We start from the raw sequence: 25,763 nt of genomic DNA on the forward strand, positions 1-25,763 counted from the left end.
TACGCGGAGAGCCCGCCTTGTGGGCGGACTCCAAGCGCGTTCACAGCAGCGCAACGTCCTTCTCGCCACGTTCATACACCACGTTGGCGCGCCCCACCAGAAGCGGGTCCAGGGCACCGATCTGCTCGAGGTTCTTGTTGGTGTAGGGCAGCTTGTGCAGTACATAGCGCAGGGCGTTGAGGCGTGCGCGCTTCTTGCAGTCGGACTTGACAACTGTCCACGGTGCGTCGGCGGTGTCGGTGTAGAAGAACATCGCTTCCTTGGCCTTGGTGTAGTCGTCCCACTTGTCTAGCGAGGCGAGGTCGATGGGGGACAGCTTCCACTGCTTGAGTGGGTGCGACTCGCGTTCGCGGAAGCGGCGGCGCTGCTCGTCGCGGCTTACCGAGAACCAGAACTTGATCAGGTGGATGCCGCTGCGCACGAGGTTGCGTTCGAACTCCGGCACCTGGCGCATGAACTCGTTGTACTCGTCGTTGCTGCAGAAGCCCATGACGCGCTCTACGCCGGCGCGGTTGTACCAGGAGCGGTCGAACAGCGCGATCTCGCCGGCGGTGGGCAGGTGCTGGATGTAGCGCTGGAAGTACCACTGGCCGCGCTCGGTTTCGGTCGGCTTCTCCAGCGCCACCACATGTGCGCCGCGCGGATTCAAGTGCTCCATGAAGCGCTTGATGGTGCCGCCCTTGCCGGCGGCGTCGCGCCCCTCGAACAGGATCACCACGCGCTGACCCGTCTCCTTGACCCAGGCCTGGAGCTTCAGCAACTCCACCTGCAGGCGGTACTTCTGCTTCTCGTAGGCCTTGCGCGACATCAGGTTGCGGTAAGGATAGCCACCCTGGCGCCAGTCGGGTGCAAGCTCGTCGTCGGGGTCCTGTTCCTTGCCCTGAGTGCGGTCGGCGCGCATCAGGGCGCTACGCAGCATGTGGATGTCGTCTGGTGATGCACCGGACAGGATCGCTTCCAGGGTGCGCAGCTTGTCTGCGGCGCTGCGCTCCGCCTCGTGTTGGAGGATGTCGCTGACAGCGACGATCTTGGCGTCCTGCGCTGCAGCGATGGCCTCGTCTACCTCGAAGCGCTCGATCTCGGCCGTGTCGAGGGCGGGTGCAACGTCGCCGTCGCGAGCCTTGCGAGTCGGTGTGCGCCGGCGCGCCCTGGTGCTCTCGGCACGCACCGTGGTTTGCTGTCCGGAAGTGCCGGTTTCTTCTGCATGGTTGGATTTCGCCATGAATTCCCTCCTGATAGATCAGGACAAATTCTATGCCCTTAGCGATTGCCCGCGGATGGACTTTCGATCGATCTTCTTTCTGCCTGCGATGCAATGCATGTATCCGGGGCTTCGCAGGCTGGGCGATTGGTCAACTGATGTGCGCTGGCGGCTCATCGCGCCGGCAGGTCGTTCGGCGCGGTGGACGCTGCGCGGGTAGAATTGCGCGCCTTCAATCCGCTACCGACCCTGCCGCGCGCAGTGTCGCTTCTCCGACTTCATGCCTTTGACACCCGAGACCCGATCCCTGCTCGACATGGCCTACCGTGTCGGTGCCCCCCGTTTCCATGAGCTGTCGCCGGCGCAGGCGCGCCATTCCTTTCAGAAGCTGCAGTTCGCCTTCCGGCCCGAGGCGCCGGCGGTGGCTTCTGTGACCGAGGTGCCGATTCCGCGCGGCGATGGTTCGGCCCTGCTGGCGCGCTTCTACCGGCCGCTTGCCAGCCACCGGGACGAGGTGCTGCCGCTGCTGATCTACCTGCACGGGGGCGGCTGGTGCGTTGGAGACGTGCCCAGCTACGACGTGCTGTGCCGCGAGCTCGCCAACGGGTCGGACTGCGCGGTGCTGTCGGTCGACTACCGGCTCGCCCCCGAGCATCCCTTTCCGGCTGCGGTGGAGGATGCGCGCCTGGCCTTTGACTGGTGTGCCGGGAATGCCGGCCTGCTCGGTGTGGATGCTGAGCGGATCGCGCTTGGTGGCGACAGCGCGGGGGGCAACCTTTCGCTGGTGACTGCGCTGGATTTGCGCCAGCTGCCGACGCGACCCGTGTTCCTGATGCTCGTCTATCCGAGCACCGAGATCCTCAGTGCGCGCCCTTCGCGCGCGCGTTACGCTGACGGCTACTTCCTCGATCTCGAGACGCTGCAGTGGTTCTTCGAGCGCTATCTTCCCGAAGGCAATACGGAGGACTGGCGTGCCTCGCCGATGCGCGCCGCATCGCTGGCGGGGCTGCCGCCGATGCTGCTGATCGCTGCAGAATTCGATCCGCTGGTCGATGACTGCGCTGCCTTTGCGCAACGCGCGGTCGCTGAGGGCGGCATGGTCGAACACCACGTCTTCGAAGGCGTGGTGCACGGCTTCTTCACGCTCGGCAAGCTGTTCCCAGAGTCGGGGCGGGCCGTGGCGCTGGCGGCGCAGGCGCTTCGCCGCGCCCTGCGGGGCGACTGAGTCTCGTGCCGCCCCTTCAGTCGCTCACTGCCGAAATGAGTTCGAGGCGGGTTTCGCGCGCTTCGGCCACCAGCGTCTCGAACTCGCTGGCGCCGACCTCGCCGAGGCTTGCATCGCGAAGCTCCGGCCGGTTCTGAATACCAAGCAGACTGTCGAAGGGGTTGGGCGTCTCGGCCGCGAGCGTGGCGAGGTGGAGGACGTCGTTGAGTGCGACCGGCGGCCATGCGGTGATTGCGATCGGATCGCTGGTGCAGGCGTCGATGATCACCTCGGGCATGCCGAAATCCTCGAGGATGGCGCCGCGCACCGGATCGTCCCAGACCGCGACGGCCTCTGCGAAACGGCCCATATCGCCTTCCAGTGCCGGGTAGCGGGCTGCGCGCGCGAGCAGGAAGAACTGCCCGATGTCGAGCACCAGGCCGGCAAGCATCGCGGCGTCTGCGTCACGGCGGCCAAGGTGATGCGCGAACGCGCAAGCCCAGGAAGCGACGTCCACCGAATGCATCCACAGCCCGGTCGCGATCAGGCGCATCTGGCGGGAGCGGTGGTCGCGGGCAACCTGTTCCGCCGCTACGGCGAAGGCCAGGCAGCGCAGCGTGGACAGGCCGATGCGCCCGATTGCCTGGGGCAGTCCCGTGATCTCGCCACGGTAGGGGTTCATCGACAGGGTGTTTGCCATGCGGATGACCTTGGCCGCGAGCACCGGCTCGGCACGGACGGCTGCGGTGATGTCGTTGAGCGAGCTGTCCGGGTCGTCGGCGAGCTTCTTGATCCGCAGCGACAGGTCGAATACGGTCGGAAAGCTCAGTGCGCCTTCGCGCAGTTCCTCTTCAACCTGCTGCGAGAAGGCATCGAGTTGCGACTGGAAGTCATCCATGGCCAGGGTCCGGTTCAAAGAGTGATGTGAGTGTAAGCGCACACGTGCGCTTGCGGGCATGCCGTCGCCCACGTTCGCAACGTTTGCGTGCTCAGGGCTGGGTCAGGACGACGCGGCCGTTCTCGAGGGCTTCGACCTGGGCGAGCGTGCAGACCGGCACGCCCAGCGCCTCGATCGTTGCATGGCCCTTCTTGAAGCGTTTTTCCACGATGAAGCTTGCTGCCAGTACCTGGGCGCCGGCCTCCCGCGCCATCTCGACCAGCGCCACCGCGGTGCGGCCATTGGAGAGGAAATCGTCGACGATCACCACGCGGTCGGTGGGGAGCAGGTAGCGCTGCGAGAGCACCAGCTTGGTCTCGCCACCTTTGGTAGGGGACGGGATGACGCGCGCGATGGCGGGCGACTCGACCTCGGGTGCGTACTTCTTCGCGTACACCAGCGGCAACTCGAGTGCCTGTGCCACGACGAGGCCGGGCGCGATGCCGCTGGCCTCGGCAGTCAGCACGACCGTGGGCTGAAACTGTGCGAGCCGCTTTGCGAGTTCATTGCCCATCTCGGTGATGAAACGGGGTTCGATGCGGTGGTTCAGGAAATGGTCGATCTTGAGGATCTGGTCGCCGATCACGGTGGCTTCGGCTTCGATCCTTCGCACCAGCGGTGCGTAGGGGCGGATGAGGTCAGGGTCGACAATCATGGACAGGTCCGTAAACTGAAAACGCCCCTCTGCCGGGGGCGGATTGCGCGGATTTTAGCGCGCGGATGGGGTGCGCGGGTGTTCGGGCTAGAATTCCGCCATCCCGATAGCGATGCAAGCGATGAACGACGAAGACTACATGCGCGCCGCCCTGGAGCAGGCGCGCGAGGCCGGTGCCTGTGGCGAAGTCCCCGTGGGGGCGATCGTCGTGTACGAAGGAGAGATCGTCGGCCGCGGCTTCAACCAGCCCATCGGTCGACACGATCCGACCGCGCATGCCGAGATCATGGCGCTGCGCGATGCGGCTGCGCGGCTGGGCAACTACCGCCTGCCGGGCTGTGAACTCTATGTGACCCTGGAGCCCTGCGTGATGTGCACCGGGGCAATCATGCATGCGCGCATCGCGCGCGTGGTGTTCGGTGCCCGGGACCCCAAGACGGGCGTGGCGGGCAGTGTGCTCGATCTGTTCGCGGAAACCCGGCTCAACCACCATGCCCGCGTCGAAGGCGGTTTGCTGGCCGATGACTGCGGACACATGTTGTCGCGCTTCTTCGCGGCGCGACGCAACAAGACGCTGGTGGCCTGACATGCGCGCGCGCGTCGTGATCGGTGAACAGTTGCTGCACCTCTTCGGCGACGACGGGGCCTGCATCCGGCGTTACCCGATCTCCACCGCCGCCAGGGGGGCGGGCGAAGAGCAGGGCAGCCACTGCACGCCGCGCGGCCGCCACCGGGTGCGCGCCCGGATCGGTGCCGGTGCCGCCTGCGGTACGGTGTTTCGTGGTCGCAGGCCGACTGGTGAGCTGTGGACGCCTGGGTTTGCGGCAAGCCACCCTGGCCGTGACTGGATCCTGACCCGCATCCTGTGGCTATGCGGCGAGGAGCCCGGACGCAACCGCGGAGGGGAGGTCGACTCCATGCGCCGCTACATCTACATCCACGGCACCGGCGATGACCAGCCCATGGGCGAACCGCGTTCGCATGGCTGCGTGCGCATGCGAAACCGGGACATCATCGAACTGTTCGACCTGCTGCCGCCCGGGGCGCAGGTGGAGATCGTTGAATGAGCGAACAGGCTGATGTCGAACCCTTTTGCATCGAGGTCGCGGACTGGGCCGTGGCCGAGGCGCTGGTGATGCCCGTGCGCGAGGCGGTGTTCGTGTGCGAGCAGGGCGTGCCGCCCGAGATCGAGCGCGACGGCATGGATGCGCTCAGCCGACACGCCATCGCACGCGATGCCCACGGCCGGGTGGTCGGTACGGGCCGCCTGCTGCTCGACGGCCACATCGGACGCATGGCGGTGTCGGCCCCAGCGCGCGGCGCCGGCGTGGGTGGCGCGGTGCTGGGCGCTCTGGTCGAGGAGGCGCGGCGTCGGCGAATGTGCGAGGTCGTGCTCAACGCCCAGGTGCATGCGCTCGACTTCTATAGCCGGCATGGCTTCGAAGCCTTCGGCGAGGTTTTCATGGAGGCCGGCATCGAGCACCGCGCCATGCGGCGCGTGCTGCCCGCGGTTCAGTCGGGCGATCGTGCGGGAAAGCGGTGATCCACCCGGCCGAGCAGGGCGCCGTCGCGATCCCAGCTCCATTCGACGAAGCGCAGGTGTCCGTCCCGGGCCTGTAGCAGTACGCTGCTGCAGCGCGTGCCGTAACCGGGGGCACGAATGAAGGCGGGTGAGAGCCAGCGCTCCCATTCCAGACTCATGCCGGTAGCGGGCAAGTGCGGGTCGGGGGCGGGTGTGGGGTCGCGCAACAGGTCGAGCAGAGCGGTGATTGCGGCCTGTTCCGCGTGCCCTTGCGCATCGCCTGCGGCTTCATCGAGCAGAGGGATTGCTGCGGACAGGCCCGCGCGAGCCTTGACCAGCTTGGGCCAGGGCGTATCGAGGAGATGGTTCGATAGCCCGTAAACGCCCGGCGTCAGCATGCGCACCGCGCCGGTGGTGCTCTCGAGCACCCCGAGCCGGTGGCCGTCCGAGAGCATCAGGTTGAACCCTGCATACGCTTGCGCGCCTCGCGCCAGCGCCTGCAGCGCAGTCTCGGCGTCCTCCCCGTCCTCGAGCGCGCTGCGGACCAGCGCGCCGCGCGATGGCGCCCCTTCCATACGCTGGCTTGGATCACGGAAGTTCGTGAGCGCAGCGAAGCGCCCGCCTCGCGTCAGCCCCATCCACGTGCCGCCCGCCTCGAGATCACGGCCGGCAAGCAGCGCGGGCGATTCGGGCCACCAGTGCGCGGGCGCGGCTGGGCGGCTGAAAAACTCGTCCCGGTTGGCCGCGACGATCAGCGGGTATCGTTCGTGCGCCTGCCAGGCGAAGACGATCAGGCACACGGTGGGCGGGTTCCGGTGTCGCTCAGGCCAGCGCGTAGGGCAGGTCGAGCAGCGACAGGCGCGGGCCATCGGGTGCGCCGACGCGGACCTCGCCCGCCTCGGCGCTGCTGCACTGGAGCACCGCCAGCGCTTCGAAGCCGCCGTCGGCAGTGGGTGCGACGTTGACCAGCTTGCCGGCCGACTGCTCGCCGAAGTCCGGTGCGTACAGGTCCGTCCCCGGGCCGGCTTCGGTGCCCGCGGGCAGCGCGACCCGGTAGGTGCGCTTCTTGAGCTTGCCCAGATACTGCGTGCGCGCCACGATCTCCTGGCCGGGATAGCAGCCCTTGTGGAAGTTCACCCCGCCGATGAGTTCGTAGTTGAGCATCTGGGCGACGAACTCTTCCTGTGTGGCTGCGGTGATCAGCGGGAGTCCGGCGCGAATCATGTCGAGCTGCCAGGCAGTGGTGCCGGCAGCGGTGGCCCCGGCCGCGCACGCAGCATCGAAAGCAGCGCCGGCGGTGGCAACCGGCGCGGCGAGCAGGTAGCGGGTCGGGCTCAGGCGGATGCAGCGCAGGCCGGCGTTGGTCACCGTCTGCTTCATGTCGGCTTCCGGCAGCAGGGCGCCGGCCCCCAGCGCGGCAGCGGCGGCGTCGGGACCGGCCAGCCCGATGAGGGCGGTGTCCGCACGCGCGTCCGACAGCTTGACCTTGCTGCGCAGCACGTACATCGAGAGCTTCTTCAGGAAGGCCGGCAAGATGTCGGCCGAGAGCGCGAAGGCGTGGCCCTCGGGCTCGGACCACAGCAGGAAGCTCGCGATCATCCGGCCTTTGGGCGAGTTGAAGCTGTTCCACTCGGCGCCGTCTGCGGGCAGCTTCTTGACGTCGTTGGACACGAGGTTGTGCAGGAACTCGGCCGAGTCCGGGCCGACTGCGCGGAGGGTGCCCAGGTGCAGCAGCGGCACCGCGATGGTTCCGTCGGCGCTGCGCGCTTCGGTGGTGGCGTCGGCGAAAGAGGCAGAGCGGGCATCGTCACCCAGGGTGGCGCCCCGGTGGGCGAGGTGGTCGGTCCAGGCTGTCATGGTCGGATCGTTTGGGTTCGGTTTTTGGTCGGATGTCGGGTCGTCGGGTCTAGCGGCAGCGAATTCTTGTTTGCGTGTTCTGTGGTATTTCGTCCCGCGGGGGACGCGCTGCACGATGAAGTATTATAGGCCCCCTCCGTGCGCCGGTCGCCCATGCTGCCGGCAGGGATTTTGCCCAGCAACCGCCGATGAAGCGTCTTTTTCTCAGCCTCCTTGTCCTGCTCGTCCTTGCCACGGCGTCCGTCGCCGGCGCAGGGTGGTGGTATGCCCACCGTTCGCTGCTCCTGTCTGCCGAGCGCGTCGATTTCACCATCCCGCGCGGTGTGGGCATGCGTCAGGCGGCGACGATCATCGAGCGCGCAGGCGTCGGCGTGGATGCCCGCGCGCTGGCGCTGATCGCGCGTATCGGCGATCGTGCGCACCGCATCAAGGCGGGCAGCTATGAGGTGCATGCGGGCATCACACCCTGGCAGATCGTGCTCAAGCTCTCCGATGGCGACGTGACCCAGGGCGAGCTGGTGCTGCTCGAAGGCTGGACGTTCCGCCAGGTACGTCAGGCGCTCGAGTCTCATCCCGAGCTGGAGCCGGACAGCGCCGGGCTGAGCGACGCCGAACTGCTCGCGCGCATTGGGGCCGCCGAAGCGCATCCCGAAGGCCTGTTCTTTCCCGACACCTACCTGTTCGACAAGCACAGCAGCGCGCTTGCGGTGCTGGAGCGCGCGTACCAGATGATGCAGGTGCGGCTCGAGCGTGCGTGGGGCGAGCGCGACCCGGCGCTACCGCTTGCCTCGCCCTATGAGGCGCTGATCCTGGCGTCGATCATCGAAAAGGAAACGGGTAGCGCAGCAGATCGTGCGCTCGTCGCCTCGGTGTTCGCCAACCGGCTGCGCATCGGAATGCGGCTGCAGACAGATCCGACGGTGATTTACGGCCTCGGCGAGGGCTTCGACGGCCGCCTGCGTCGCGTGCATCTGGACGCCGATCACCCCTGGAACACCTACACGCGCGCTGGGCTACCGCCGACGCCGATCGCGATGCCGGGCGAGGCCTCGCTGCGCGCCGCCGTCCAGCCGCAGAAAAGCGATTACCTGTACTTCGTCGCGCGCGGCGATGGCAGCAGCGAGTTCTCCCGCAACCTCGCCGACCACAATCGCGCGGTCAACAAGTTCATCCGCAAGCGGGGCGGATGATGCGACACGCCAAGCACGCACAACGGGCATCTGCCGACATGCACCACGACACCTCTCCCGCGCCTGAGCGCGGCCGCTTCATCACCTTCGAGGGCATCGACGGGGCCGGCAAGAGCTCGCAGATTGCCGCCGTGGTCGCGCTGCTGCAGGTGGCCGGCATCGATGTGGACCAGACCCGGGAGCCCGGGGGCACCGCGTTGGGCGAGCGCCTGCGGGCGCTGCTGCTGCATGAGCCCATGCATCTCGAGACCGAGGCCATGCTGATGTTCGCCGCCCGCCGCGAACATCTTGCGGCCCGCATCGAGCCAGCGCTTGCTGCGGGCCGCTGGGTGGTATGCGACCGCTTCTCCGATGCCACCTTCGCCTATCAGGTGGGCGGACGTGGCCTCGATCGTGCCAAGTTCGACGCGCTCGAGGACTGGGTCCATCCCGGGCTGCAGCCGGATCTAACCCTCGTGTTCGACCTCGAGCCGGCCGTCGCTGCGGCGCGCGTGGCTTCGACCGGGGTCGACCCGGACCGCTTCGAGCGGGAGCAGTGCGGTTTCTTCGAGCGTGTGCGCGAGGCCTACCTCGAACGCGCGCGCGGGGCGCCGCAGCGCATCTGCGTGATCGACGCCAGCCGCACGCCCGAGGCGATCCGGGCCGAGGTGGAGCGCGTCGTGCACGAGCGCCTGCTGGCATGATCCACGCTTGGCTCCAGCCCTCCTGGCAGCGCCTCGTCGAGCTCGGCGAGCGCCTGCCGCATGCGCTGCTTTTCGTCGGTCCCCCAGGGCTCGGCAAGCGGGAACTGGCCGAGGCGCTCGCCGCCAGACTGCTGTGCGATGCGCCGAGGCCCGACGGTCATGCCTGCGATCACTGCGAACCCTGTCAGTGGCGTCTGACTGCCAATCACCCTGACCTGATGCGGGTGGTGCCGGAGGCCGATGCCGTGGCCGCGCGCGCCGAGGGCGAAGGTGAGCTCTCGCCGCGCGAGGCAGGAGGCAAGTCCGCGTCGGAGCAGATCCGCATCGAGCAGATCCGCGACCTGCAGGCGGCGCTGAGCATCACCGGGCACCATGGCGCCCGCCGCGTGGTGGTGATCGATCCGGCCGAAGCGATGAACCCCTTCACCGCCAACGCGCTGCTGAAGCTGCTCGAGGAGCCGCCCGCGGGCTGCGTGTTCCTGCTCGTGTCGTCTGCGCCGCGCCGGCTGCTGCCCACGATCCGCAGCCGCTGCCAGCAGTGGCACTTCGCGCGCCCGGACGAAGCCGCGCTGGCGCACTGGTGGGTGCATGCTGACAAGGAGGTGAAGGCATTGCTGGCGGTGGGTGGAGGCATGCCGCTGGCGGCCGAACGCCTTGCGCGCAGCGGCGGCGCAGCGATGCTCGCGCGCTTCGTACGCGACCTTGGCGGCCTGGAGGCGACCGGGGCGCTGCGCCTGGCGGGGCAGTGGGAAAGCTGGCTGAAGTCGAAGGAGGCGATGGCGGCCGGCTTCGGGCTACCCGAGCTCACCGACTGGATGCTGCGCTGGGTAGGCGATCTCGCTGCCCTGCGGATGGGGGGGCGCGTGCGCTTCTTTCCCGCACAGGAAGGCGTGCTCGCTGCGCTGGCCAGCCACACGAGCGTGGCCGCGGCAAGCGCCTGCTACAATGAGCTCCTTCAGATCCACAAGGTATCGCGCCATCCGCTCAGTCTGCGCCTGGTGCTCGAAGACATGCTCATGCGTTACGCCCGTGCCATTGCCGGAGCCCGAGGATGACCGAAGCTGCACGTCCTGCCGTTGCCCGCCCGAGCGTGCTGTCGCTCAACATCAGCTCGAAGGCTGCGCTGTATGCGGCGTACATGCCTTTTCTGGTCCATGGCGGCATCTTCGTGCCCACGCCGAAGACCTACAAGCTTGGCGACGAGGTCTTCCTGCTGCTGCAACTGCTGGACGACCCCACCCGCCACCCGGTCGCGGGCAAGGTGGCCTGGCTGACACCGCAGGGAGCCCAGGGGGGCAAGACACAGGGGATCGGCGTGCATTTTTCCGATGACGATTCTGGCAAGGGTTTGCGCGCGCGGATCGAACAGGTGCTGGCGGGCCACCTGAACTCGGCACGCCCCACCCATACGCTTTGACGCTGCCGGAGCGCGCCACGCGCGCCGCTCCGGTTTCCGCCCGGCGTCCCGGCGAGCACTTCGTACGGGAGCGCGCCGGGACACTCACTGACCTGCAGGAACCGGATGTTCGTCGATTCACATTGTCACCTCGATTTCCCAGACCTGATCAGCCGTGAGGACGCGTTGCTCGCCAACATGGCGGCGAACGGTGTCGGTGCGGCGCTCTGCATCAGCGTCAAGCTGGAGGATTTCCCGCGCGTGCGTGGGCTTGCCGAGCGGCACGCCAACCTGTGGGCCTCGGTGGGCGTTCATCCCGACAATGCGGATGTGGAGGAGCCCGACCTCGCGCGGCTGATCGAGCTTGCCGATCATCCACGGGTGGTGGCGATCGGGGAGACCGGGCTCGACTACTACTGGCAGAAGGATGCGCCCGAGTGGCAGCGCGAACGCTTCCGCGTGCACATCCGCGCCGCGCGCGAGACAGGCAAGCCGCTGGTCATCCACACCCGCAGCGCCGCCGAGGACACTCTGCGCCTGATGCGTGAGGAAAACGCGGGCGAGGCGGGCGGCGTCATGCACTGCTTCACCGAGCGCTGGGAGGTGGCCGAGGCGGCGCTCGAGCTCGGCTTCTACATCTCATTCTCGGGCATCGTCACCTTTCGCAACGCGAAGGAACTCAAGGAGGTCGCCCGCCGCGTGCCGCTCGACCGCCTGCTGATCGAAACCGATTCGCCCTATCTCGCGCCGGTGCCACACCGGGGCAGGACCAACGAACCGGCCTGGGTCGTGCATGTGGCCGAGGAGATCGCCCGTCTGCGCGAACTGCCGCTGGCTGCCATCGAGCAGGCCACCACCGACAACTTCTTCCGGCTTTTCCATCATGCACAAAGACCTGCCTGAAACGCGCGCCAAGGCTCGGCCCGCGAGCAGGCTGATCGTTGCCACCCTGCTGGCCGCCAGCACGCTCTGCTCCTGCGCAGCGATCGCGGGCAGCTACGACGATGCGCTCGATTCGGCGCGTCTTGGCGACACGCGCCAGCTCACCAGCCTGCTCGACCGGGGTATCGATCCGGACACTGTCGATCCGCAGGGCAATTCGCTGCTGATCCTCGCTGCGCGGGAAGGCCAGGCGGACACCGTGGCGGCTTTGCTGAAGTATCGCGCTCGTGTCGATTACCGCAACCTTGCCGGCGATTCGGCCTTGATGCTTGCGGTGCTGCGTGGGCACGAGGCAGCGGTTCGCGTGCTGCTCAAGGCTGGTGCCCGCGTCGAACACGAAGGCTGGACGCCGCTGCACTATGCCGCCTTCGAAGGGCGGGAGAACATGCTTGATGCCTTGTTCGCTGCCGGTGCAAACGTCAATTCGCCGGCGCCGAACAAGGCCACGGCGCTGATGCTCGCCGCGCGCAACGGTCACGTCGGCGTGGTCCGCCGTCTGCTGGCGATGCCGCAGACGGACCTCAATGCGCTCAACGACGTCGGCTTGTCCGCCGATGCGTGGGCGCTGCAAGGCAAGAACACCGAGATCGCCGAGCTCATCCAGGCCGAACGCAAGCGTCGCGGCCTGCGTCCGCCGGCGATCAAGCTCACGATCGAGTGAGCCCGACCATGAGGCGCCTGCGCCCCATTCATATCCAGTGAAGGAAACAGCATGAGCAGTCTGCCCAGGTGCCCCGCCTGCAACTCCGAATACACCTATGAGGACGGTGACAACTACGTCTGTCCCGAGTGCGCCCACGAGTGGCCCCGCAAGGCGGGCGCCGAGGCCGAGGAGGCGGGCAAGGTGTGGAAAGACGCCAACGGCAACGTGCTGCAGGATGGCGACAGCGTCACGGTGATCAAGGACCTCAAGGTCAAGGGCTCGTCCCTGGTGGTGAAGGTCGGCACCAAGGTGAAGAACATCCGCCTGGTCGAGGGTGATCACGACATCGACTGCAAGATCGACGGTATCGGTGCGATGAAGCTGAAGTCGGCGTTCGTGAAGAAGAACTGAAGCCGCGCCTATCCGGCGAGACGAATGCAAAAGGGCCGCGCAAGCGGCCCCTCCGTTTCTGCAAGGCGCCGGGGCTCAGTCGCGGAACTTCGGTGCCTGTTTCGTCATGCCGGCGCGGATTGCGGTCTGCAGGTCCTCGGACAGCAGCATCGCAGCGTTCCAGGTGGCGACGCGGTCCAGACCGTCGGCCACGCTGTGATCGCGCGCGTGGTTGAGCATGTCCTTGGTGCCACGGACCGCGAGCGGCGACTTGGCGGCGATGGTGTGGGCGAGCTTCATCACGCCCTCCATCAAGGCCTCGGGCGTATCGAAGACCCGGTTGACCAGGCCCATGCGGGCAGCCTCCCCGCCATCGAACCCGCGCCCGGTATAGGCAAGCTCGCGCACCATGCCTTCGCCGATCAGACGCGGTAGCCGCTGCAGGCTGCCGACGTCGGCGACCATGCCGAGGTCGATCTCCTTGACGGAGAACTTCGCATCCGCCGCGCAGTAACGCATGTCGGCGCAGGCGATCAGGTCCACGCCGCCGCCCACGCAGGCGCCCTGGATGGCAGCGAGCACCGGCTTGCGGCAACGTTCGAGGCTGGTGAGCGTGTCCTGCAGGTCGAGGATGAGGTTGCGCAGGTTCTCGCGCGTGCGCGCCTCGCAGGCGTCCTTCACGGTGGGCAGGATGCTCATCATCATCTGCAGGTCGATGCCGGCGCAGAAGTTCGCGCCGGCGCCGTGCAGCACCGCCACGCGCACCGCCGGTGTACGGTCCATCCACTGCATCGCGGCGCGGATGTCCTGCCACATCTGCAGGTTCATCGCGTTGGCCTTGTCGGGGCGGTTCAGGGTGACGACGGCGACCTGGCCGTCGAGGCCGATGCGCAGGGTGTCGAACTGCGGCAGGGGGATCCCTGCGGTCGTGGCGGAGGCAGGGAACTGGCCCGCGACGACGGCCGGTGCCGAGGCGGCCCTCTCGATGCTGGCCGCCAGCTCGATGCCCTGCTTGATCGCGCGCTTCGCGTCGAGTTCGGCGGCCACGTCCGCGCCGCCGATCAGGTGCACGCGCATGCCGGCCTCGATGAGCGCGGCCTGGAGTTCTCGCTGCGGCTCCTGACCGGTGCACAGGATCACGTTGTCGACCGGCAGCACCTCATTCTTGCCGCCGATGCTCAGGTGCAGGCCGGCGTCGTCGATGCGGTGGTAGCTTGCCCCCGGGATCATCTGCACGCCGCGGTTCTTGAGCGCGGTGCGATGGATCCAGCCGGTGGTCTTGCCCAAGCCTTCACCGACCTTGCTGGTCTTGCGCTGCAGCAGCACGATCTCGCGCGGGGCGGTTTCCAGATGCGGCTTGGTCAGGCCGCCGCGATGGACGTAGGCAGCGTCGATGCCCCATTCGGCATAGAACTTGTCCGGCGCCAGGCTGGGGCTGATGCCCTCGTGGCTCAGGTACTCGGCGACGTCGAAGCCGATGCCGCCCGCCCCCAGGATGGCGACGCGACGGCCTACCGGCTTCTTCTCCCGCAACACATCCAGGTAGCCGAGTACCTTTGGGTGATCCACGCCCTCGATCTCCGGCACGCGCGGCACGATGCCGGTGGCGAGCACGACCTCGTCGAACTTCCCGGACAGCTCGGTGGCGGAGACGCGGGTGTTCAGCTTCAATGCGACGCCGGTCTGCTCGATGCGCCGGCCGAAGTAGCGCAGGGTCTCGGCGAACTCTTCCTTGCCCGGGATCTGCATCGCGATGTTGAACTGCCCGCCAATGCGCGCACCGGCTTCGAACAGCGTGACCTTGTGCCCGCGCTCGGCGGCTGTGGTGGCGAAGGCCAGGCCCGCGGGGCCGGCACCGACCACCGCGATGTTGCGCGGGGTCACGGTGGGCTCGATCACCAGTTCGGTTTCGTGGCAGGCACGCGGGTTCACCAGGCAGGAGGTGATCTTGCCGCTGAAGGTGTGGTCCAGACAGGCCTGGTTGCACGCGATACAGGTGTTGATGTCGGCGCCGCGGCCCGCAGCGGCCTTGTTCACGAAGTCAGGGTCGGCGAGGAAGGGCCGCGCCATCGACACCATGTCGGCCTTGCCCTCGGCGAGGATGGCCTCAGCGATCTCGGGCGTGTTGATGCGGTTGGTGGCGATCAAGGGGATGCTGACGTGGTCCTTGAGCTTTTGCGTCACCCAGGCGAAGCCGGCGCGCGGCACGCAGGTGGCGATGGTGGGGATGCGCGCCTCGTGCCAGCCGATGCCACTGTTGATCAGCGTGGCGCCGGCGGCTTCGATCGCCTGCGCGAGCTGCACCACCTCCTCGAAGGTGGAGCCGTCCTCGACGAGGTCAAGTAGCGACAGGCGGAAGATGAGGATGAACTCGCGCCCGAGGCGTTCGCGCGTGCGGCGCACGATCTCGGTGGCGAAGCGGATGCGGTTGGCGTAGGCACCGCCCCATTCATCGCTGCGCTGGTTGGTATGGGCGACGATGAACTCGTTGATCAGGTAGCCCTCGGAGCCCATGATCTCGACACCGTCGTAGCCGCCTTCGCGGGCAAGCTCGGCGCAACGCACGAAGTCTTCGATCGTGCGTTCGATGTCGGCGGTGGACAGTTCGCGCGGCACGAAAGGCGAGATCGGCGCCTGGATGGGGCTGGGTGCGACCAACTCGGGGTGGTAGGCGTAGCGGCCGAAGTGCAGGATCTGCATGGCGATCTTGCCGCCTTCGCGATGCACTGCCTCGGTGATCACGCGGTGGTGCGCGGCTTCTTCCGATGTGGTCAGCGTGGCGCCGCCGCTCCAGGGGCGGCCCTCGGCGTTGGGGGCAATGCCGCCGGTCACGATGAGGCCGACGCCACCGCGCACGCGCTCTGCGTAGAAGGCCGCCATGCGCTCGAAGCCGCCTTCGGCCTCTTCCAGCCCGACGTGCATCGAACCCATCAGGAAGCGGTTGGGCAGGGTAGTGAAGCCGAGGTCCAGGGGACGGAAGAGGTTCGGGTAGGTGGCCATCGTCTCGCTCGCGGTGTTTTATGGTGGGGCTGGTTGCATGGCCGGACCGCGGGGGAGGGAGTCCGGCCTGCGCGCTCGAGGAGGGAGGGAGTGGTGCGCAGGCCGTGGAGGGGTGCTGTCCAACTATGCAACCAGTTGCAGCACTTTAGAAGATCTCGATCGACTATGCAACGCGTTGCATGGTTCACATGCACGCGGCTAGACTTGCGCCATGTCGCTCGCCCACGCCCTGCTCACCTCGCTGCTCGAACAACCCTCGTCCGGCTACGATCTGGCACGGCGTTTCGACAAGTCCATTGGCCACTTCTGGCAGGCGACGCACCAGCAGATCTATCGCGAGCTGGGCCGAATGGAAAAGGCGGGCTGGATCCTGTCCGAGCCCGACCCTGACGCAGGCCGCACCCGCAAGCGCACCTACTGTGTATTGCCCTCCGGCCGCCAGGAACTCGAGCGTTGGGCCGCCGAACCTGCGCCGCTGCCCGAACTGCGTGACGAGTTCATGGTCCGGCTGCGCGCTGACGCCACGCTCGGCCCGCTTGGCCTGCTGCCCGAGCTGCGCCGGCGCCGTGAGCTCCACTGCGAAAAACTGCGCGCCTACCGTGCGATCGAGGCCCGCGACTTTGCGCCCGAGACGGCGCCCACGCGCAAGCGCCGTATCCATCACCTGATCCTCAAGGCGGGCATCCAGTACGAGGAAAACTGGATTGCATGGTACGACGAGGCAGTGCAGGTGCTCGGTGAGAGCTGACCCGCGAGATTTCATCCGCGAGGCCTGACGCGCGAGCGGGCCCGACTCTTTAACCCGCGCGCCCAGCCAGGCTCCCGTGCGGGCCCTTCTGCTCAGCTGCCCGCGTAACGCTCCAGCCAGTGCGCGTAGGGTGCGGGCAGCACCCAGGTCGGGCGCTCGACCCCGAGCGCTCGCGCGGCCTGCATCGGCCAGTGCGGGTTGGCGAGATGCGCGCGCCCGATCATCACCAGATCGAGCTGGCCGTCGCGCACGCAGGCATCGGCGGTGGCCGGGTGGTCGAACCCCCAGGCCGATGCCACCGGCAGCCCGGTCTCGCGGCGCACGCGCTCGGCCACCGGTGCGAGCAGGGCCGGCGCCCAGGGAATGTTCGCGGTGAGCGTCGAGAAGCCCATGCTGACGTTGAGCAGGTCCAGACCTTCGGCCTTGAAGCGGCGGGTGAGTTCGATGGCTTCGGCGAGGGTCTCCTCATCGCGGCCGTCGTATTCGATCACACCGAACCGTGCGGTCAGCGGCAGGTTTTCCGGCCACACCTTGCGCACCGCCTGCACGGTCTCGCGCAGGAAGCGGCTGCGGTTCTCGAAGCTGCCGCCGTAGGTGTCGGCGCGCTGGTTGGCGTGCACCGAGAAAAAACTCTGGCCGAGGTAGCCATGGGCGAAGTGCAGTTCCAGCCACTCGAAGCCGGCCTCGTGTGCGCGCCGGGCGGCGGCCACGAAGTCCTCGCGCACGCGGGTGATGTCTTCCAGCGTCATCGCCTTTGGCACCTTGGGCAGATGTGCGCCGAAAGCAGTGGCCGAGGGCGAGATCGTCTGCCAGCCGCGCGGGTCGCCGTCGGCGATGTGGTTGTCCCCCTCCCAGGGGCGGTTGGCGCTGGCCTTGCGGCCGGCGTGGCCGATCTGGATACCGGGCACCGCGCCGGCGGCCTTGATCGACGCGGCGATCGGCGCCATGGCCGCAGCCTGTGCATCGTTCCACAGGCCGGTACAAGCCGGGGTGATGCGGCCTTCGGGCGAAACCGCCGTCGCTTCGACGATGACCAGACCCGCGCCGCCGCGTGCGATGGCAGGGTAATGCACGCAGTGCCAGTCATTGACCACGCCGTCGGTGGCCATGTACTGGCACATCGGCGGCACGGCGATGCGGTTGCGCAGGGTGATGTCCTTGAGCTTGAGTGGCTGGAAGAGTGCGGTCATGCAGTGGGTCCTTGCAGGGTTCCAGGAATAACCCGGGTTCACAGGCTGGCTTCGAGGATGCGGCGGCTGGTGGCGAGGTCGATGTCGCGGTGCTCGCCGAGTGCCGTCATGCCATGCACTTCGAGCTGGGCGATGATCCGGTCGATCGCGTCCGCGCCGATGCCGTAGTCGGACAGGCGGGTCTTCACACCGAGCGACTCGAAGAAGGCGCGGGTACGGGTGATGGCGGCGTCGATGCGTGCATCCTCTTCGCCATCATGAATTTTCCATACTCGCGCGGCGTACTGCAGCAGCTTGGCGCGCTTGGCGGCGCGGCGATCGTTCAGAAGGCTGGGCAGCACGACCGCGAGCGTCTGCGCGTGGTCCAGACCATGCAGCGCGGTGAGTTCATGGCCGATCATGTGGGTCGCCCAGTCCTGCGGCACCCCGACGCCGATCAGTCCGTTCAGGGCCTGGGTGGCGGCCCACATCAGGTTGGCGCGTACCGCGTAGTCCTCGGGCGTGGCCAGGGCCTGGGGGCCGACCTCGATCAGGGTCTGCAGCAGACCCTCGGCATAGCGGTCCTGCACCGGGGCGTTCACGGGATAGGTCAGGTATTGCTCCATGACATGCACGAAGGCGTCGACCGCGCCATTGGCGATCTGGCGCGGGGGCAGGGTATAGGTCTTGACCGGGTCGAGCACCGAGAAGCGTGGGAACACGTGCGGGCTGGAGAAGCCGAATTTGGCCTGGAGCGACTTGCGCGTGACCACCGAGAAGCAGTTCATCTCCGAGCCCGTGGCCGGCAGGGTAAGCACGCAGCCGATCGGTAGCGCGCGGGCGACATGCTTGCCGCGCGTTTGCATGATCTCCCACGGCTCGCCCTCGTAGCCGGCAGCGGCGGCGACAAACTTGGTGCCGTCGATCACCGAGCCACCACCCACCGCGAGCAGGAAGTCGATCTGGTCACGGCGCACCAGCTCGACTGCCTTGATCAGTGTCTCGTAGCTCGGGTTGGGCTCGATGCCGCCGAAACGCTGTACGCTGCGCTGCCCGAGTGCGGCCTGCACCTCCGGCAGCGTGCCGTTGCGCTCGGCGCTGCCGCCACCGTAGAGCACCAGCACGCGGGCGCCAGCCGGTACGAGTTCGTCCAGGCGGGCGATCGTGCCTTCACCGAAGACGATGCGGGTGGGGTTGTAGAAGTCGAAGTTCTGCATCGGGGGGTCCTTTGTTGTTGTCGCCGGCAGCGGTTGCCGGAGTGAATGTGGCGGGTCTTGAACGAGACCCGGTATTGAAAAGGCCGAGTCGCAAAAGTTCGCGGCAGTGCGGAAGGTGCCCGCTGGGCTGAATAGCTTCGATGGCGGGCTTGCATTGGCCGGCTGGCGTTGGCCCAGCCTTCTTAAGCTGCGCAGGGCCATAATGGTGCCATGCCTGACACGCTCTTCCTCTTCGATCATCCGCAATCCGTCGCGGCCTGGGGCGCGATCGACGACCGCGTGATGGGCGGGGTATCGCGCAGCGCGCTGCGCCTCGATCCCGCCGGCCATGTGGTGTTCGGTGGTGTGGTCTCGCCGGACAACAACGGCGGCTTCGCCTCGGTGCGCGCGCCCGTGTCGGATGCGCCGAACGGTGCGATCGACGCGCTGCAGATCACCGTGCGCGGCGACGGCCGGCGCTACAAGCTCAATCTGCGCATCGACGGTGGCTTCGATGGCATCAACTACCAGGCGGCTTTCGACACCATGGCTGGCGAGTGGCAGGTGCTGCGGCTGCCGATCGACGCCTTCCGCGCCAGCTTCCGCGGCCGGCCGGTGCCGGATGCGCCGGCGCTGCGCGGCGCACGCATCCGGCAAGTCGGGTTGATGATCGCCGATCGGCAGTTCGGGCCCTTCGAGCTGGCGATTCGAGAGATTGGCACGCTCGCTGCGGGCGAGTAGGGCGCCTTCGATCAGCCTCGGGTCGAGGTCGTGCCTCCTCCCAGCGCGCGATACAACTGCACCACGGCCTGCTGCAGGCCGCGCTTGACCTGCGACTGAGCCAGTTCGCTGTCGAAGAGCTGTGCGAGATCGGTGCTGGCGAAGCGGAGCAGCGTGGTGAGCGTGATGCGCGGCAGGAAGGCCTTGCGGGCGGCGAGTCGGCCCCACAGGTCGATCTCCCAGGCCGGCATCGACAGGCCGGCGACAGCGTTCTCGCCGACACGGTTCTCGCGCGGATCGAAACCGGGCATGCGCTCCCGCGTCGCAGACGCGGTCGCATTCACGCCCGGGAACAGCGCCGCACGCTCGATGCCGTACTGCGCGCGGGCAAGCTCGATGCGCTCGATCGCGATGCGCAGGTCGGCGTTGGCGACCAGCGCCTCCTCGATCAGCGCATGCAGTTCGGGTGCGGGCAGGATCTCCCGCCACGGCAGCGCGCCCAGGCTTGCTGCGTCCTGCTCCGCTTCAGCGTTCGCCGTCGCCGCCTGTCGCGGCCAGCGCTCCGGCACCGGCACGTCCGGTCGCACGAAGGCGGCGGGCTGGCAGGCAGCAAGCAGCAGGGCCAGGACAGCAGACAGGGCGGGGAGCAGACGCCCAGGCAGCGGTGCGCGTCTCATCGTCCCGCCTCCGTCTCGTCGCCGCGGATGCGGAAGAAGCTCGCGTACAGCAGCGGCACCACCACCAGCGTGAGCCCGGTGGCGAAGATGAGGCCGAACATGATGGTCACCGCCATGCTGCGGAAGAAGGGATCGACCAGCAGCGGCGCCACCCCAAGCACGGTGGTAGCCGCCCCCAGGAAGACCGGCCGTGCGCGGCTGGCCGAGGCGTCCAGCACCGCAAGCAGGCGCGGCTTGCCTTCGCGGATCTCCACGTCGATCTGGTCCACCAGCACGATCGCGTTCTTGATCAGCATGCCGGTCAGGCTCAGGAAGCCGAGGATGGCCATGAACTCGAAAGGCGCCTGGAACAGCAGCAGCCCGACCGCGACGCCGACCACCGCCAGCGGCACGGTGAGCCAGATCACTGCGGTCTGGCGCAGGCCGTTGAACATCACGATCACCGCCACCACCATCGCCGCGAAGCCGAAGGGCGCGGCTGCGGCCAGCCCCGCGTTGGCCTCGGCCGAGGCCTTGTGCTCGCCATGCCATTCGAGCACGTAGCCCGGCGGCAGCGCGATGGCCTCGATCTGCGGGCGCAGGCGCTCGAACAGCGGCGCGGACAACTGCCCGGCGGGCGGGTCGCACTGCGCCTTGATGGTGGGGAAGCGGTTCTCGCGCCGGATCAGCGCGTCCTCCCACACCGTGTCGACGCGCTCGACGAACTGGCTCACCGGTACGAACTTGCCCGCCGTCGCGCTGAAAACCTGCGCATTGCCAAGCTCCTCGACGCCGCCGCGCTCGTCGACTGGCGCGCGCGCAAGGATGGGGATCAGGCGATCACGCTCGCGATACACGCCGATCTGCTGGCCGACGTAGTTGCGCTCGAGCGCGGCGGCGATGTCAGAGGGCAGCACGCCGGCGCGCTGCGCGGCCTCGATCGAGAAGCGCGGGCGCACCACCGGCACCGCCTGGCGCCAGTCGTCCTGGATCGCCACCGCCTCGGGGTCGGCGGCCATGATCGCCTTGGCCTCCTCCGCCAGCCGGCGCAGCACCGCTGGGTCGGGGCCGCGGAAGGCGGCCTCGATCTTCTTGCCGCCACCGCGCCCGAGCATGAACTTCCACACCTTCACGCTGGCCTGCGGGAAGCCGGCCTCGAGCTCGGGCTGCAGGCGCTCGATGAGGCCGGCGATGTCCTCGAAGCGTTCCACGTCCACCAGCAGCTGCCCGTAGGCCGGGTTGGGGTCCTCCGGGCTGTAGGTGAGCATGAAGCGCAGCCCGCCCTGGCCGATGAAGCCGGTCACATGAGTCACGCCCGGTGCCGCGCGCACCTTGGCCTCGGCCTCGGCGACCACGGCTGCGGTCGTGCGGAGGTCGGTGCCCTGCGGCAGCGCCAGGTCGACCACGAACTGCGGCCGCGCCGAGTCGGGCATGAAGCCGGGCGGCACATGGCCGAAGGCGACCACGCCGGCCGCGAGCAGGCCGACCAGCACCACGCCGCTGAGCTTGCGGTGGGCCAGCACACCCCGCAGCAGGCCGCGATATGCGCGCAGCGCTCGGCCTTCCTGTACGTTCGTCTCCACCTTCACCTTGAGGAAGGCGGCGCACAGCAGCGGCGTCAGCGTGATCGCGAACAGCCACGACAGCAGCATCGAATACAGGATCACCCAGAACAGCGAGCCGGCGTATTCGCCCATGTCGGTGGGCGACAGGCCGATCGCACTGAAGGCGAGGATGCCGACCACCGTGCCGCCGAGCAGCGGCCAGACCGTCGCGCGCACCACCGCGCCGGCGGCGGAAGCCACTGTTTCACCCTTCTGCAGCCGCACCAGGATGCCGTCGGTGACCACGATCGCGTTGTCCACCAGCATGCCGAGCGCGATGATCAGCGCGCCGAGCGAGATGCGCTGCATCGCGATGCCGTCCATCCACATGGCGATCAGCGTGCCGGCCACGGTCAGCACCAGCACCGCGCCGATGATCAGTCCGCTGCGCAGGCCCATGAAGAGCAGCAGCACCACGACCACGATTGCCACTGCGGCAACCAGGTTGTCGACGAAGCTCGACACGGCAACGCGCACCGAGTCCGACTGGAAGGAGACCACGTTCAGCGCCATGCCCACCGGCCGCTGGTCCTCCAGCTCGGCCAGGCGGCGCTTGACCGCGTCGCCCATCTCCACCACGTTGCCGCCGAGCACGTTGGAGATCCCCAGCCCGATCGCGGCCTGGCCGTCGTGACGCATCAGCACCGCGGGCGGATCCACGTACTCGCGGCGGATCTCCGCCACGTCGCGCAGGCGCAGCAGGCCGCTGCCCGCGTCGCCGGCCACCACCAGCTCGCCGAGCGCGTCCACCGACACCACGGCGTCCGCGGGCTGGATCTGCAGGCGCAGCGGCCCGGCATCGACCGCCCCCGCCGGCGCGACCAGGTTCTGCGCGCGCAGCGAGGCGTAGATGCGGTCGAGCGGCACGCCGAGCTGGGCGGCGCGCGCGCTCGACACCTCGACGTAGATCGCCTCCTTGCGCTCGCCGAGCAGCGCCACCTGCGCCACGCCCGGCACCAGCACCAGCTCGCGGCGCAGGAAGTCGACGTAGTCGTACATCTGGCGCGGGCTGTAGCCCTCGCCGGTGACTGCGTAGAAGAGCGCGAAGACGTCGCCGAAATCGCTCTTCACCACCGGCTCGGCCGCGCCCGGCGGGAGCGTGCGCGCCGCATCGGCGATCCTGCTGCGCAGCTTGTTCCAGACCTGGTCGAGCTCGGCCTGACTGTGCGAGAACGCCAGCTTGGCCTCCACCTTGACCAGCGATTCGCCGGCGCGCGACACGGAGCTGATCTCCTCCACCTCCTGCATCTGCTGCACCGCGCCCTCGATGCGGTCGGTGATCTCCTCGGCCACCTGCGCCGGCGAGGCGCCCGGATAGGCGGTGACGACGACCGCCTGGCGGATGACGAACTCCGGGTCCTCGAAGCGGCCGAGGCGCTCGTAGGCCAGCCAGCCGCCCGCCAGCACCAGCAGCGTGGCCACCCAGGCGACGACCGCCTTGTGGATCGTGTATTCGGCGATGTTCATGCGCGGCCCCGGGCTCAGCGGGATTCGAGCGGACGCACCGCCATGCCTTCGCGCAGCGCACCGACGCCCGCAGCGACGATGCGCTCGCCGGGGGCGAGGCCGGAGGCCACGACCATGTCGGCGCCGACGATGGCGCCGGTGTGTACCGGGCGGCGCGTCACCCGCCCGTCCTGCCCGACCACCCACACGCCCGGCTGGCCCTGCGCGTCCGCGGAGACGGCGGCGAGCGGCACGCGGATCGTGGCGGCGGCCGCGGCCGCTTCAGCCTCTGCGTCCGCTGCCTCCACGCTCACCGCCATCCCCGGCAGCAGGTTCACGCCTGCCGGTACCGAGCGCACGGCGAGCACCACCGCATAGGTCTGCGTCAGCGGGTCGGCCTCGGCGGCGAAGGACTTGAGCTCGAGCGACAGCGCCTGCCGCGGCGCGCCGGCGTCACCCGCCACCGCGCGATCCCCTTCGAGGAAAGCGACCGCGCCCTGCTGCGGCCGCATGCGGCGCACCAGGCGCTCGGGCACGTTCACCACCACTTCGAGCGCGTTCAGATCCTGCAGCTCGGCGATCGGCTGCTTGGCCTGCACATTGGTGAAGGGCTCGATGCGGCGGCGGGTGATCACGCCCGGGAAGGGCGCCTTGATCACGGTGTCGGCGAGGTCGCGCTCGGCGGCGGCGAGGCTGGTGCGCGCGGCCTCGAGGCGGGCGCGGCGGTCGTCGACCTCGGCGCGCGCCACCGCCTGCTCGCTGTCCCACAGGCGCTGGTAGCGCGCGAGGTCGTTCTTCGCGCGCTCGAACTCGGCGCGCGCCGCGTCCAGGCGCGAGCGGTAGATGCGCTCGTCCAGGCGCGCCACCACCTCTCCCGCCTTCACCGGCCGCCCTTCCTCGAGGCTGAATTCATCCACGAAGCCGGGCACGTCGAACGACAGCTCGGCGCGTCTGGCTGCGCGCACCCGCCCGGACAGGCGCACTGCCTCTCTCGCAGCGGTCTCACCCACGGTGACAATGAGCGCCGGACGCGCCGCCTCCACCACCGCTGCGGGCGCAGGTGGCTCGCCGCAGGCCGCGAGGGACAGGCTGAGCAGCCCTGCGCAGAGCACGGAGGGAGTGTTCATCCGAGGAGGTTCCTTAGGGGTTGAATGGCCATACTTGCGCGGCCGTTACGCCGCAGGGGGCTGCTCGACCGGGGAGAGGCGGCGGGGCTTCATGAGGTCCTCCCGACCGGCAGCATCACGCTCGCGTGGACGAAGCGGTCGTTGAAGTAGATGCCGTCGATCCGCCGTGCCACTTCGGTCGCTGCTCCGGTGGGAAGGTCCAGTTCGACGATGAACCAGGGACGTTCCAGGTCGCCCTCATGGATCGGCTCGACCCCGAGCACCGGCCCGAAATGGCGCATGCGCTCGCGCAGTTTCTCGAGGTCCGTTTCGGGGCCCAGGCCCGAGACGATCAGCTTCATCAATGGTCTCCGGTGGTCCGGTTTGAATTGCGTCGAAAAGGGCTTGAAGGATAGATCGGACATCGGGACAATCGGCAGCAGCCGGCCCATTCTGGGCCGAATGATCGCGAGGAGACCTTGATGGACGACTTCGACCGGCGCTTCGAGAAGAGCTTCTCGATGGTGGCTTTCGCGACCAATCGCCACCTCGTCGACCACATGCGCCGACTGGTGCAGCTGCTCGACATGGATGTCGACAGCGCCATGCTGTGGGGACTGGTCGCGCACCTCAGCGTCGCCCACGCGATGCGTCCGGGGGCGCTGCCGTCCGATCTGCTCGCCCCCGACGGCTTCATGCTCGGCGAGGCTCGCGCCGTCCGCCTCGCAGATCTGGTGCAGGTGTCGGGCCTGCCCAAGGAGACCGTGCGGCGCAAGCTGGAGAAGCTGCGCGAGCGCGGCAAGCTCACCCGCAGCGAGGACGGGCGCTGGATTGCGCCACGCAGCGGCGTCGACGAGGGCAGCTACGAGTTCACCCGCGAGTCGGTCAAGCGCCTGTTGCAGACCGCGCGGGTGATCGAAGGCATATTGCAGCACGCCCGCGTGGACTGAAGTGCGACGCGGCAGCCGTCCGAGCCACACCATCGCCGCCAGGAGGGCGAGGAATCCCGCCGCGAACACCAGGGGCAGGGCGCTGCGCCCTCGGCGCGGCCGGCGCCACCGCGCGCTCGCCGACGAAGGTGACTGCCTTCGCCTGCCGCCGCCCCTTGGCGTCGGTGGCCAGCTCGTAGCTGACCAGCTCGTCACGCTGCGGCCGGCGCTGGCGGTTAGTGAGGCTGCTGACGTGCAGAAAGACCGGCTCGCCACCGCCGGTGGGCGTGATGAAGCCGAAACCTCTGTCGTCTTTCCAGGTGGTGACTTTCCCTTGGAGACTCACAGCTCGCCGTGATGACTGAGGTAACGCCGGATGGCGTGAACGACCTCATCGGCGCTTGCATGAACCTCCACTTCGACCCCGAGCACTCGTGCAAGCTCACGTGCCTTCGATAGGTTCAAGTGTGCCCCTCCCCGCTCGGCTGCCTTGACCAGTGCTCGCGCCCGCTCGAAATCTTCGGCCGATTGCCGCTTGAACTGACTCAGGATCCAGTTGAGCATTTTGC

29 protein-coding genes are annotated in these 25,763 nt (G+C 68.2%); 15 read left to right on the plus strand and 14 right to left on the minus strand.

Features of this window, described 5'->3' with window-relative positions; all coding sequences use genetic code 11:
* Positions 1–40: 40 nt before the first annotated feature.
* On the minus strand, positions 41–1,222 hold the full coding sequence (gene ppk2 / locus ACUH78_RS02795) for a polyphosphate kinase 2 (RefSeq protein WP_435750199.1): 1,182 nt from the start codon (positions 1,220–1,222) through the stop codon (positions 41–43).
* On the opposite strand from ppk2, the gene ACUH78_RS02800 reads away from it, so the two are divergent.
* Positions 1,221–1,421: a hypothetical protein gene (locus ACUH78_RS02800; protein WP_445332657.1), complete on the plus strand. Its 201-nt coding sequence runs from the start codon at positions 1,221–1,223 to the stop codon at positions 1,419–1,421. The two genes, ppk2 and ACUH78_RS02800, sit on opposite strands and share 2 nt — an antisense overlap.
* Before the next feature lie 60 nt (positions 1,422–1,481).
* Positions 1,482–2,426 (plus strand): alpha/beta hydrolase, encoded by a 945-nt coding sequence (locus tag ACUH78_RS02805; RefSeq protein ID WP_445332656.1) that lies wholly within the window; start codon positions 1,482–1,484, stop codon positions 2,424–2,426.
* Between the two features lie 16 nt (positions 2,427–2,442).
* Here the strand turns inward: ACUH78_RS02805 and ACUH78_RS02810 are convergent, their stop codons facing one another.
* Both ACUH78_RS02810 and xpt read right to left on the minus strand, forming a co-directional pair.
* Positions 2,443–3,303 (minus strand): HDOD domain-containing protein, encoded by an 861-nt coding sequence (locus ACUH78_RS02810; RefSeq protein ID WP_445332655.1) that lies wholly within the window; start codon positions 3,301–3,303, stop codon positions 2,443–2,445.
* Positions 3,304–3,394: 91 nt separating this feature from the next.
* The gene (gene xpt, locus ACUH78_RS02815) at positions 3,395–3,997 is read right to left on the minus strand and encodes a xanthine phosphoribosyltransferase (protein WP_418364734.1); all 603 of its coding nucleotides are present in this window, start codon (positions 3,995–3,997) and stop codon (positions 3,395–3,397) included.
* Positions 3,998–4,118: 121 nt separating this feature from the next.
* Here xpt and tadA point away from each other — a divergent pair, with 121 nt between their 5' ends.
* From tadA to ACUH78_RS02830, 3 genes are read left to right on the plus strand one after another with little or no spacing between them, the layout of a single operon-like run.
* Entirely contained in the window at positions 4,119–4,583 is a 465-nt protein-coding gene (gene tadA, locus ACUH78_RS02820; RefSeq protein WP_435750200.1) for a tRNA adenosine(34) deaminase TadA, read from the plus strand.
* Between the two features lies 1 nt (position 4,584).
* Positions 4,585–5,064: a L,D-transpeptidase family protein gene (locus ACUH78_RS02825; protein WP_418364732.1), complete on the plus strand. Its 480-nt coding sequence runs from the start codon at positions 4,585–4,587 to the stop codon at positions 5,062–5,064.
* Positions 5,061–5,540, plus strand: a complete 480-nt coding sequence (locus ACUH78_RS02830; protein ID WP_445332654.1) for a GNAT family N-acetyltransferase — start codon at positions 5,061–5,063, stop codon at positions 5,538–5,540. The genes ACUH78_RS02825 and ACUH78_RS02830 overlap by 4 nt, the downstream gene beginning before the upstream one ends.
* Here ACUH78_RS02830 and ACUH78_RS02835 read toward each other — a convergent pair.
* Both ACUH78_RS02835 and ygfZ read right to left on the minus strand, forming a co-directional pair.
* On the minus strand, positions 5,510–6,319 hold the full coding sequence (locus tag ACUH78_RS02835; RefSeq protein ID WP_445332653.1) for an NRDE family protein: 810 nt from the start codon (positions 6,317–6,319) through the stop codon (positions 5,510–5,512). The two genes, ACUH78_RS02830 and ACUH78_RS02835, sit on opposite strands and share 31 nt — an antisense overlap.
* 22 nt (positions 6,320–6,341) lie before the next feature.
* Positions 6,342–7,376, minus strand: coding sequence for a CAF17-like 4Fe-4S cluster assembly/insertion protein YgfZ (gene ygfZ / locus ACUH78_RS02840; RefSeq protein WP_445332652.1), 1,035 nt, complete (start codon positions 7,374–7,376; stop codon positions 6,342–6,344).
* A 188-nt stretch (positions 7,377–7,564) separates the two neighbouring features.
* On the opposite strand from ygfZ, the gene mltG reads away from it, so the two are divergent.
* The 7 genes from mltG (at position 7,565) to ACUH78_RS02875 (ending at position 12,641) form a co-directional block, all read left to right on the plus strand.
* Complete coding sequence (mltG, locus tag ACUH78_RS02845) at positions 7,565–8,566, plus strand: endolytic transglycosylase MltG (RefSeq protein WP_445332651.1); 1,002 nt, start codon at positions 7,565–7,567, stop codon at positions 8,564–8,566.
* Between the two features lie 38 nt (positions 8,567–8,604).
* Positions 8,605–9,249, plus strand: a complete 645-nt coding sequence (gene tmk / locus ACUH78_RS02850; protein WP_445332650.1) for a dTMP kinase — start codon at positions 8,605–8,607, stop codon at positions 9,247–9,249.
* The gene (gene holB / locus ACUH78_RS02855) at positions 9,246–10,304 is read left to right on the plus strand and encodes a DNA polymerase III subunit delta' (RefSeq protein ID WP_445332649.1); all 1,059 of its coding nucleotides are present in this window, start codon (positions 9,246–9,248) and stop codon (positions 10,302–10,304) included. The genes tmk and holB overlap by 4 nt, the downstream gene beginning before the upstream one ends.
* Entirely contained in the window at positions 10,301–10,666 is a 366-nt protein-coding gene (locus ACUH78_RS02860) for a PilZ domain-containing protein (protein ID WP_418364725.1), read from the plus strand. The genes holB and ACUH78_RS02860 overlap by 4 nt, the downstream gene beginning before the upstream one ends.
* A 105-nt stretch (positions 10,667–10,771) precedes the next feature.
* Positions 10,772–11,548, plus strand: a complete 777-nt coding sequence (locus ACUH78_RS02865; protein WP_418364724.1) for a TatD family hydrolase — start codon at positions 10,772–10,774, stop codon at positions 11,546–11,548.
* Positions 11,529–12,248, plus strand: coding sequence for an ankyrin repeat domain-containing protein (locus ACUH78_RS02870; protein ID WP_418364723.1), 720 nt, complete (start codon positions 11,529–11,531; stop codon positions 12,246–12,248). The genes ACUH78_RS02865 and ACUH78_RS02870 overlap by 20 nt, the downstream gene beginning before the upstream one ends.
* A gap of 51 nt (positions 12,249–12,299) precedes the next feature.
* Positions 12,300–12,641 carry a zinc ribbon domain-containing protein YjdM gene (locus ACUH78_RS02875; protein WP_418364722.1) on the plus strand — a complete coding sequence of 114 codons (342 nt, stop codon included), beginning with the start codon at positions 12,300–12,302 and terminating at the stop codon, positions 12,639–12,641.
* A gap of 75 nt (positions 12,642–12,716) precedes the next feature.
* On the opposite strand, the gene ACUH78_RS02880 is transcribed toward ACUH78_RS02875, so the two are convergent.
* Positions 12,717–15,620 (minus strand): crotonase/enoyl-CoA hydratase family protein, encoded by a 2,904-nt coding sequence (locus tag ACUH78_RS02880; protein WP_445332648.1) that lies wholly within the window; start codon positions 15,618–15,620, stop codon positions 12,717–12,719.
* A 211-nt stretch (positions 15,621–15,831) separates the two neighbouring features.
* On the opposite strand from ACUH78_RS02880, the gene ACUH78_RS02885 reads away from it, so the two are divergent.
* Positions 15,832–16,368, plus strand: coding sequence for a PadR family transcriptional regulator (locus tag ACUH78_RS02885; protein ID WP_445332647.1), 537 nt, complete (start codon positions 15,832–15,834; stop codon positions 16,366–16,368).
* Positions 16,369–16,460: 92 nt separating this feature from the next.
* Here ACUH78_RS02885 and ACUH78_RS02890 read toward each other — a convergent pair whose 3' ends face one another.
* Positions 16,461–17,558 carry an NADH:flavin oxidoreductase/NADH oxidase gene (locus ACUH78_RS02890; RefSeq protein ID WP_445332646.1) on the minus strand — a complete coding sequence of 366 codons (1,098 nt, stop codon included), beginning with the start codon at positions 17,556–17,558 and terminating at the stop codon, positions 16,461–16,463.
* A 38-nt stretch (positions 17,559–17,596) separates the two neighbouring features.
* Positions 17,597–18,754 (minus strand): iron-containing alcohol dehydrogenase, encoded by a 1,158-nt coding sequence (locus ACUH78_RS02895; RefSeq protein ID WP_445332645.1) that lies wholly within the window; start codon positions 18,752–18,754, stop codon positions 17,597–17,599.
* Positions 18,755–18,964: 210 nt separating this feature from the next.
* Here ACUH78_RS02895 and ACUH78_RS02900 point away from each other — a divergent pair, with 210 nt between their 5' ends.
* Positions 18,965–19,474, plus strand: coding sequence for a CIA30 family protein (locus ACUH78_RS02900; protein WP_445332644.1), 510 nt, complete (start codon positions 18,965–18,967; stop codon positions 19,472–19,474).
* Between the two features lie 11 nt (positions 19,475–19,485).
* Here the strand turns inward: ACUH78_RS02900 and ACUH78_RS02905 are convergent, their stop codons facing one another.
* The 4 genes from ACUH78_RS02905 to ACUH78_RS02920 all read right to left on the minus strand — a co-directional run bounded on the left by ACUH78_RS02905 (position 19,486) and on the right by ACUH78_RS02920 (position 24,627).
* Positions 19,486–20,130, minus strand: a complete 645-nt coding sequence (locus tag ACUH78_RS02905; protein ID WP_445332643.1) for a TolC family protein — start codon at positions 20,128–20,130, stop codon at positions 19,486–19,488.
* Positions 20,127–23,180 (minus strand): efflux RND transporter permease subunit, encoded by a 3,054-nt coding sequence (locus ACUH78_RS02910; protein ID WP_445332642.1) that lies wholly within the window; start codon positions 23,178–23,180, stop codon positions 20,127–20,129. The genes ACUH78_RS02905 and ACUH78_RS02910 overlap by 4 nt, the downstream gene beginning before the upstream one ends.
* Before the next feature lie 14 nt (positions 23,181–23,194).
* Positions 23,195–24,286: an efflux RND transporter periplasmic adaptor subunit gene (locus ACUH78_RS02915; RefSeq protein WP_445332641.1), complete on the minus strand. Its 1,092-nt coding sequence runs from the start codon at positions 24,284–24,286 to the stop codon at positions 23,195–23,197.
* 89 nt (positions 24,287–24,375) lie between these two features.
* Entirely contained in the window at positions 24,376–24,627 is a 252-nt protein-coding gene (locus ACUH78_RS02920) for an RNA recognition motif domain-containing protein (protein WP_445332640.1), read from the minus strand.
* Between the two features lie 120 nt (positions 24,628–24,747).
* Here ACUH78_RS02920 and ACUH78_RS02925 point away from each other — a divergent pair, with 120 nt between their 5' ends.
* Positions 24,748–25,215 (plus strand): DeoR family transcriptional regulator, encoded by a 468-nt coding sequence (locus ACUH78_RS02925; protein WP_445332639.1) that lies wholly within the window; start codon positions 24,748–24,750, stop codon positions 25,213–25,215.
* On the opposite strand, the gene ACUH78_RS02930 is transcribed toward ACUH78_RS02925, so the two are convergent.
* Together ACUH78_RS02930 and ACUH78_RS02935 are read right to left on the minus strand one after the other, a co-directional pair.
* Positions 25,151–25,540, minus strand: a complete 390-nt coding sequence (locus ACUH78_RS02930; RefSeq protein ID WP_445332638.1) for a cold-shock protein — start codon at positions 25,538–25,540, stop codon at positions 25,151–25,153. The genes ACUH78_RS02925 and ACUH78_RS02930 overlap by 65 nt on opposite strands.
* Complete coding sequence (locus ACUH78_RS02935; RefSeq protein ID WP_418364711.1) at positions 25,537–25,758, minus strand: hypothetical protein; 222 nt, start codon at positions 25,756–25,758, stop codon at positions 25,537–25,539. Before ACUH78_RS02935 ends, ACUH78_RS02930 begins: the two co-directional genes overlap by 4 nt.
* Positions 25,759–25,763: the final 5 nt, after the last annotated feature.

The organism is Thauera sp. ZXT1-4, assembly GCF_052598215.2.

What these genes read in the sequence shown, in the direction of transcription:
- ACUH78_RS02800 (WP_445332657.1), top strand. Translation starts at nt 1,221, where the DNA reads ATGAATTCCCTCCTGATAGATCAGGACAAATTCTATGCCCTTAGCGAT.
- ppk2 (WP_435750199.1), bottom strand. Translation starts at nt 1,222, where the DNA reads ATGGCGAAATCCAACCATGCAGAAGAAACCGGCACTTCCGGACAGCAA.
- ACUH78_RS02805 (WP_445332656.1), top strand. Translation starts at nt 1,482, where the DNA reads ATGCCTTTGACACCCGAGACCCGATCCCTGCTCGACATGGCCTACCGT.
- ACUH78_RS02810 (WP_445332655.1), bottom strand. Translation starts at nt 3,303, where the DNA reads ATGGATGACTTCCAGTCGCAACTCGATGCCTTCTCGCAGCAGGTTGAA.
- xpt (WP_418364734.1), bottom strand. Translation starts at nt 3,997, where the DNA reads ATGATTGTCGACCCTGACCTCATCCGCCCCTACGCACCGCTGGTGCGA.
- tadA (WP_435750200.1), top strand. Translation starts at nt 4,119, where the DNA reads ATGAACGACGAAGACTACATGCGCGCCGCCCTGGAGCAGGCGCGCGAG.
- ACUH78_RS02825 (WP_418364732.1), top strand. Translation starts at nt 4,585, where the DNA reads ATGCGCGCGCGCGTCGTGATCGGTGAACAGTTGCTGCACCTCTTCGGC.
- ACUH78_RS02830 (WP_445332654.1), top strand. Translation starts at nt 5,061, where the DNA reads ATGAGCGAACAGGCTGATGTCGAACCCTTTTGCATCGAGGTCGCGGAC.
- ygfZ (WP_445332652.1), bottom strand. Translation starts at nt 7,376, where the DNA reads ATGACAGCCTGGACCGACCACCTCGCCCACCGGGGCGCCACCCTGGGT.
- mltG (WP_445332651.1), top strand. Translation starts at nt 7,565, where the DNA reads ATGAAGCGTCTTTTTCTCAGCCTCCTTGTCCTGCTCGTCCTTGCCACG.
- tmk (WP_445332650.1), top strand. Translation starts at nt 8,605, where the DNA reads ATGCACCACGACACCTCTCCCGCGCCTGAGCGCGGCCGCTTCATCACC.
- holB (WP_445332649.1), top strand. Translation starts at nt 9,246, where the DNA reads ATGATCCACGCTTGGCTCCAGCCCTCCTGGCAGCGCCTCGTCGAGCTC.
- ACUH78_RS02860 (WP_418364725.1), top strand. Translation starts at nt 10,301, where the DNA reads ATGACCGAAGCTGCACGTCCTGCCGTTGCCCGCCCGAGCGTGCTGTCG.
- ACUH78_RS02865 (WP_418364724.1), top strand. Translation starts at nt 10,772, where the DNA reads ATGTTCGTCGATTCACATTGTCACCTCGATTTCCCAGACCTGATCAGC.
- ACUH78_RS02870 (WP_418364723.1), top strand. Translation starts at nt 11,529, where the DNA reads ATGCACAAAGACCTGCCTGAAACGCGCGCCAAGGCTCGGCCCGCGAGC.
- ACUH78_RS02875 (WP_418364722.1), top strand. Translation starts at nt 12,300, where the DNA reads ATGAGCAGTCTGCCCAGGTGCCCCGCCTGCAACTCCGAATACACCTAT.
- ACUH78_RS02880 (WP_445332648.1), bottom strand. Translation starts at nt 15,620, where the DNA reads ATGGCCACCTACCCGAACCTCTTCCGTCCCCTGGACCTCGGCTTCACT.
- ACUH78_RS02885 (WP_445332647.1), top strand. Translation starts at nt 15,832, where the DNA reads ATGTCGCTCGCCCACGCCCTGCTCACCTCGCTGCTCGAACAACCCTCG.
- ACUH78_RS02890 (WP_445332646.1), bottom strand. Translation starts at nt 17,558, where the DNA reads ATGACCGCACTCTTCCAGCCACTCAAGCTCAAGGACATCACCCTGCGC.
- ACUH78_RS02895 (WP_445332645.1), bottom strand. Translation starts at nt 18,754, where the DNA reads ATGCAGAACTTCGACTTCTACAACCCCACCCGCATCGTCTTCGGTGAA.
- ACUH78_RS02900 (WP_445332644.1), top strand. Translation starts at nt 18,965, where the DNA reads ATGCCTGACACGCTCTTCCTCTTCGATCATCCGCAATCCGTCGCGGCC.
- ACUH78_RS02905 (WP_445332643.1), bottom strand. Translation starts at nt 20,130, where the DNA reads ATGAGACGCGCACCGCTGCCTGGGCGTCTGCTCCCCGCCCTGTCTGCT.
- ACUH78_RS02910 (WP_445332642.1), bottom strand. Translation starts at nt 23,180, where the DNA reads ATGAACATCGCCGAATACACGATCCACAAGGCGGTCGTCGCCTGGGTG.
- ACUH78_RS02915 (WP_445332641.1), bottom strand. Translation starts at nt 24,286, where the DNA reads ATGAACACTCCCTCCGTGCTCTGCGCAGGGCTGCTCAGCCTGTCCCTC.
- ACUH78_RS02920 (WP_445332640.1), bottom strand. Translation starts at nt 24,627, where the DNA reads ATGAAGCTGATCGTCTCGGGCCTGGGCCCCGAAACGGACCTCGAGAAA.
- ACUH78_RS02925 (WP_445332639.1), top strand. Translation starts at nt 24,748, where the DNA reads ATGGACGACTTCGACCGGCGCTTCGAGAAGAGCTTCTCGATGGTGGCT.
- ACUH78_RS02935 (WP_418364711.1), bottom strand. Translation starts at nt 25,758, where the DNA reads ATGCTCAACTGGATCCTGAGTCAGTTCAAGCGGCAATCGGCCGAAGAT.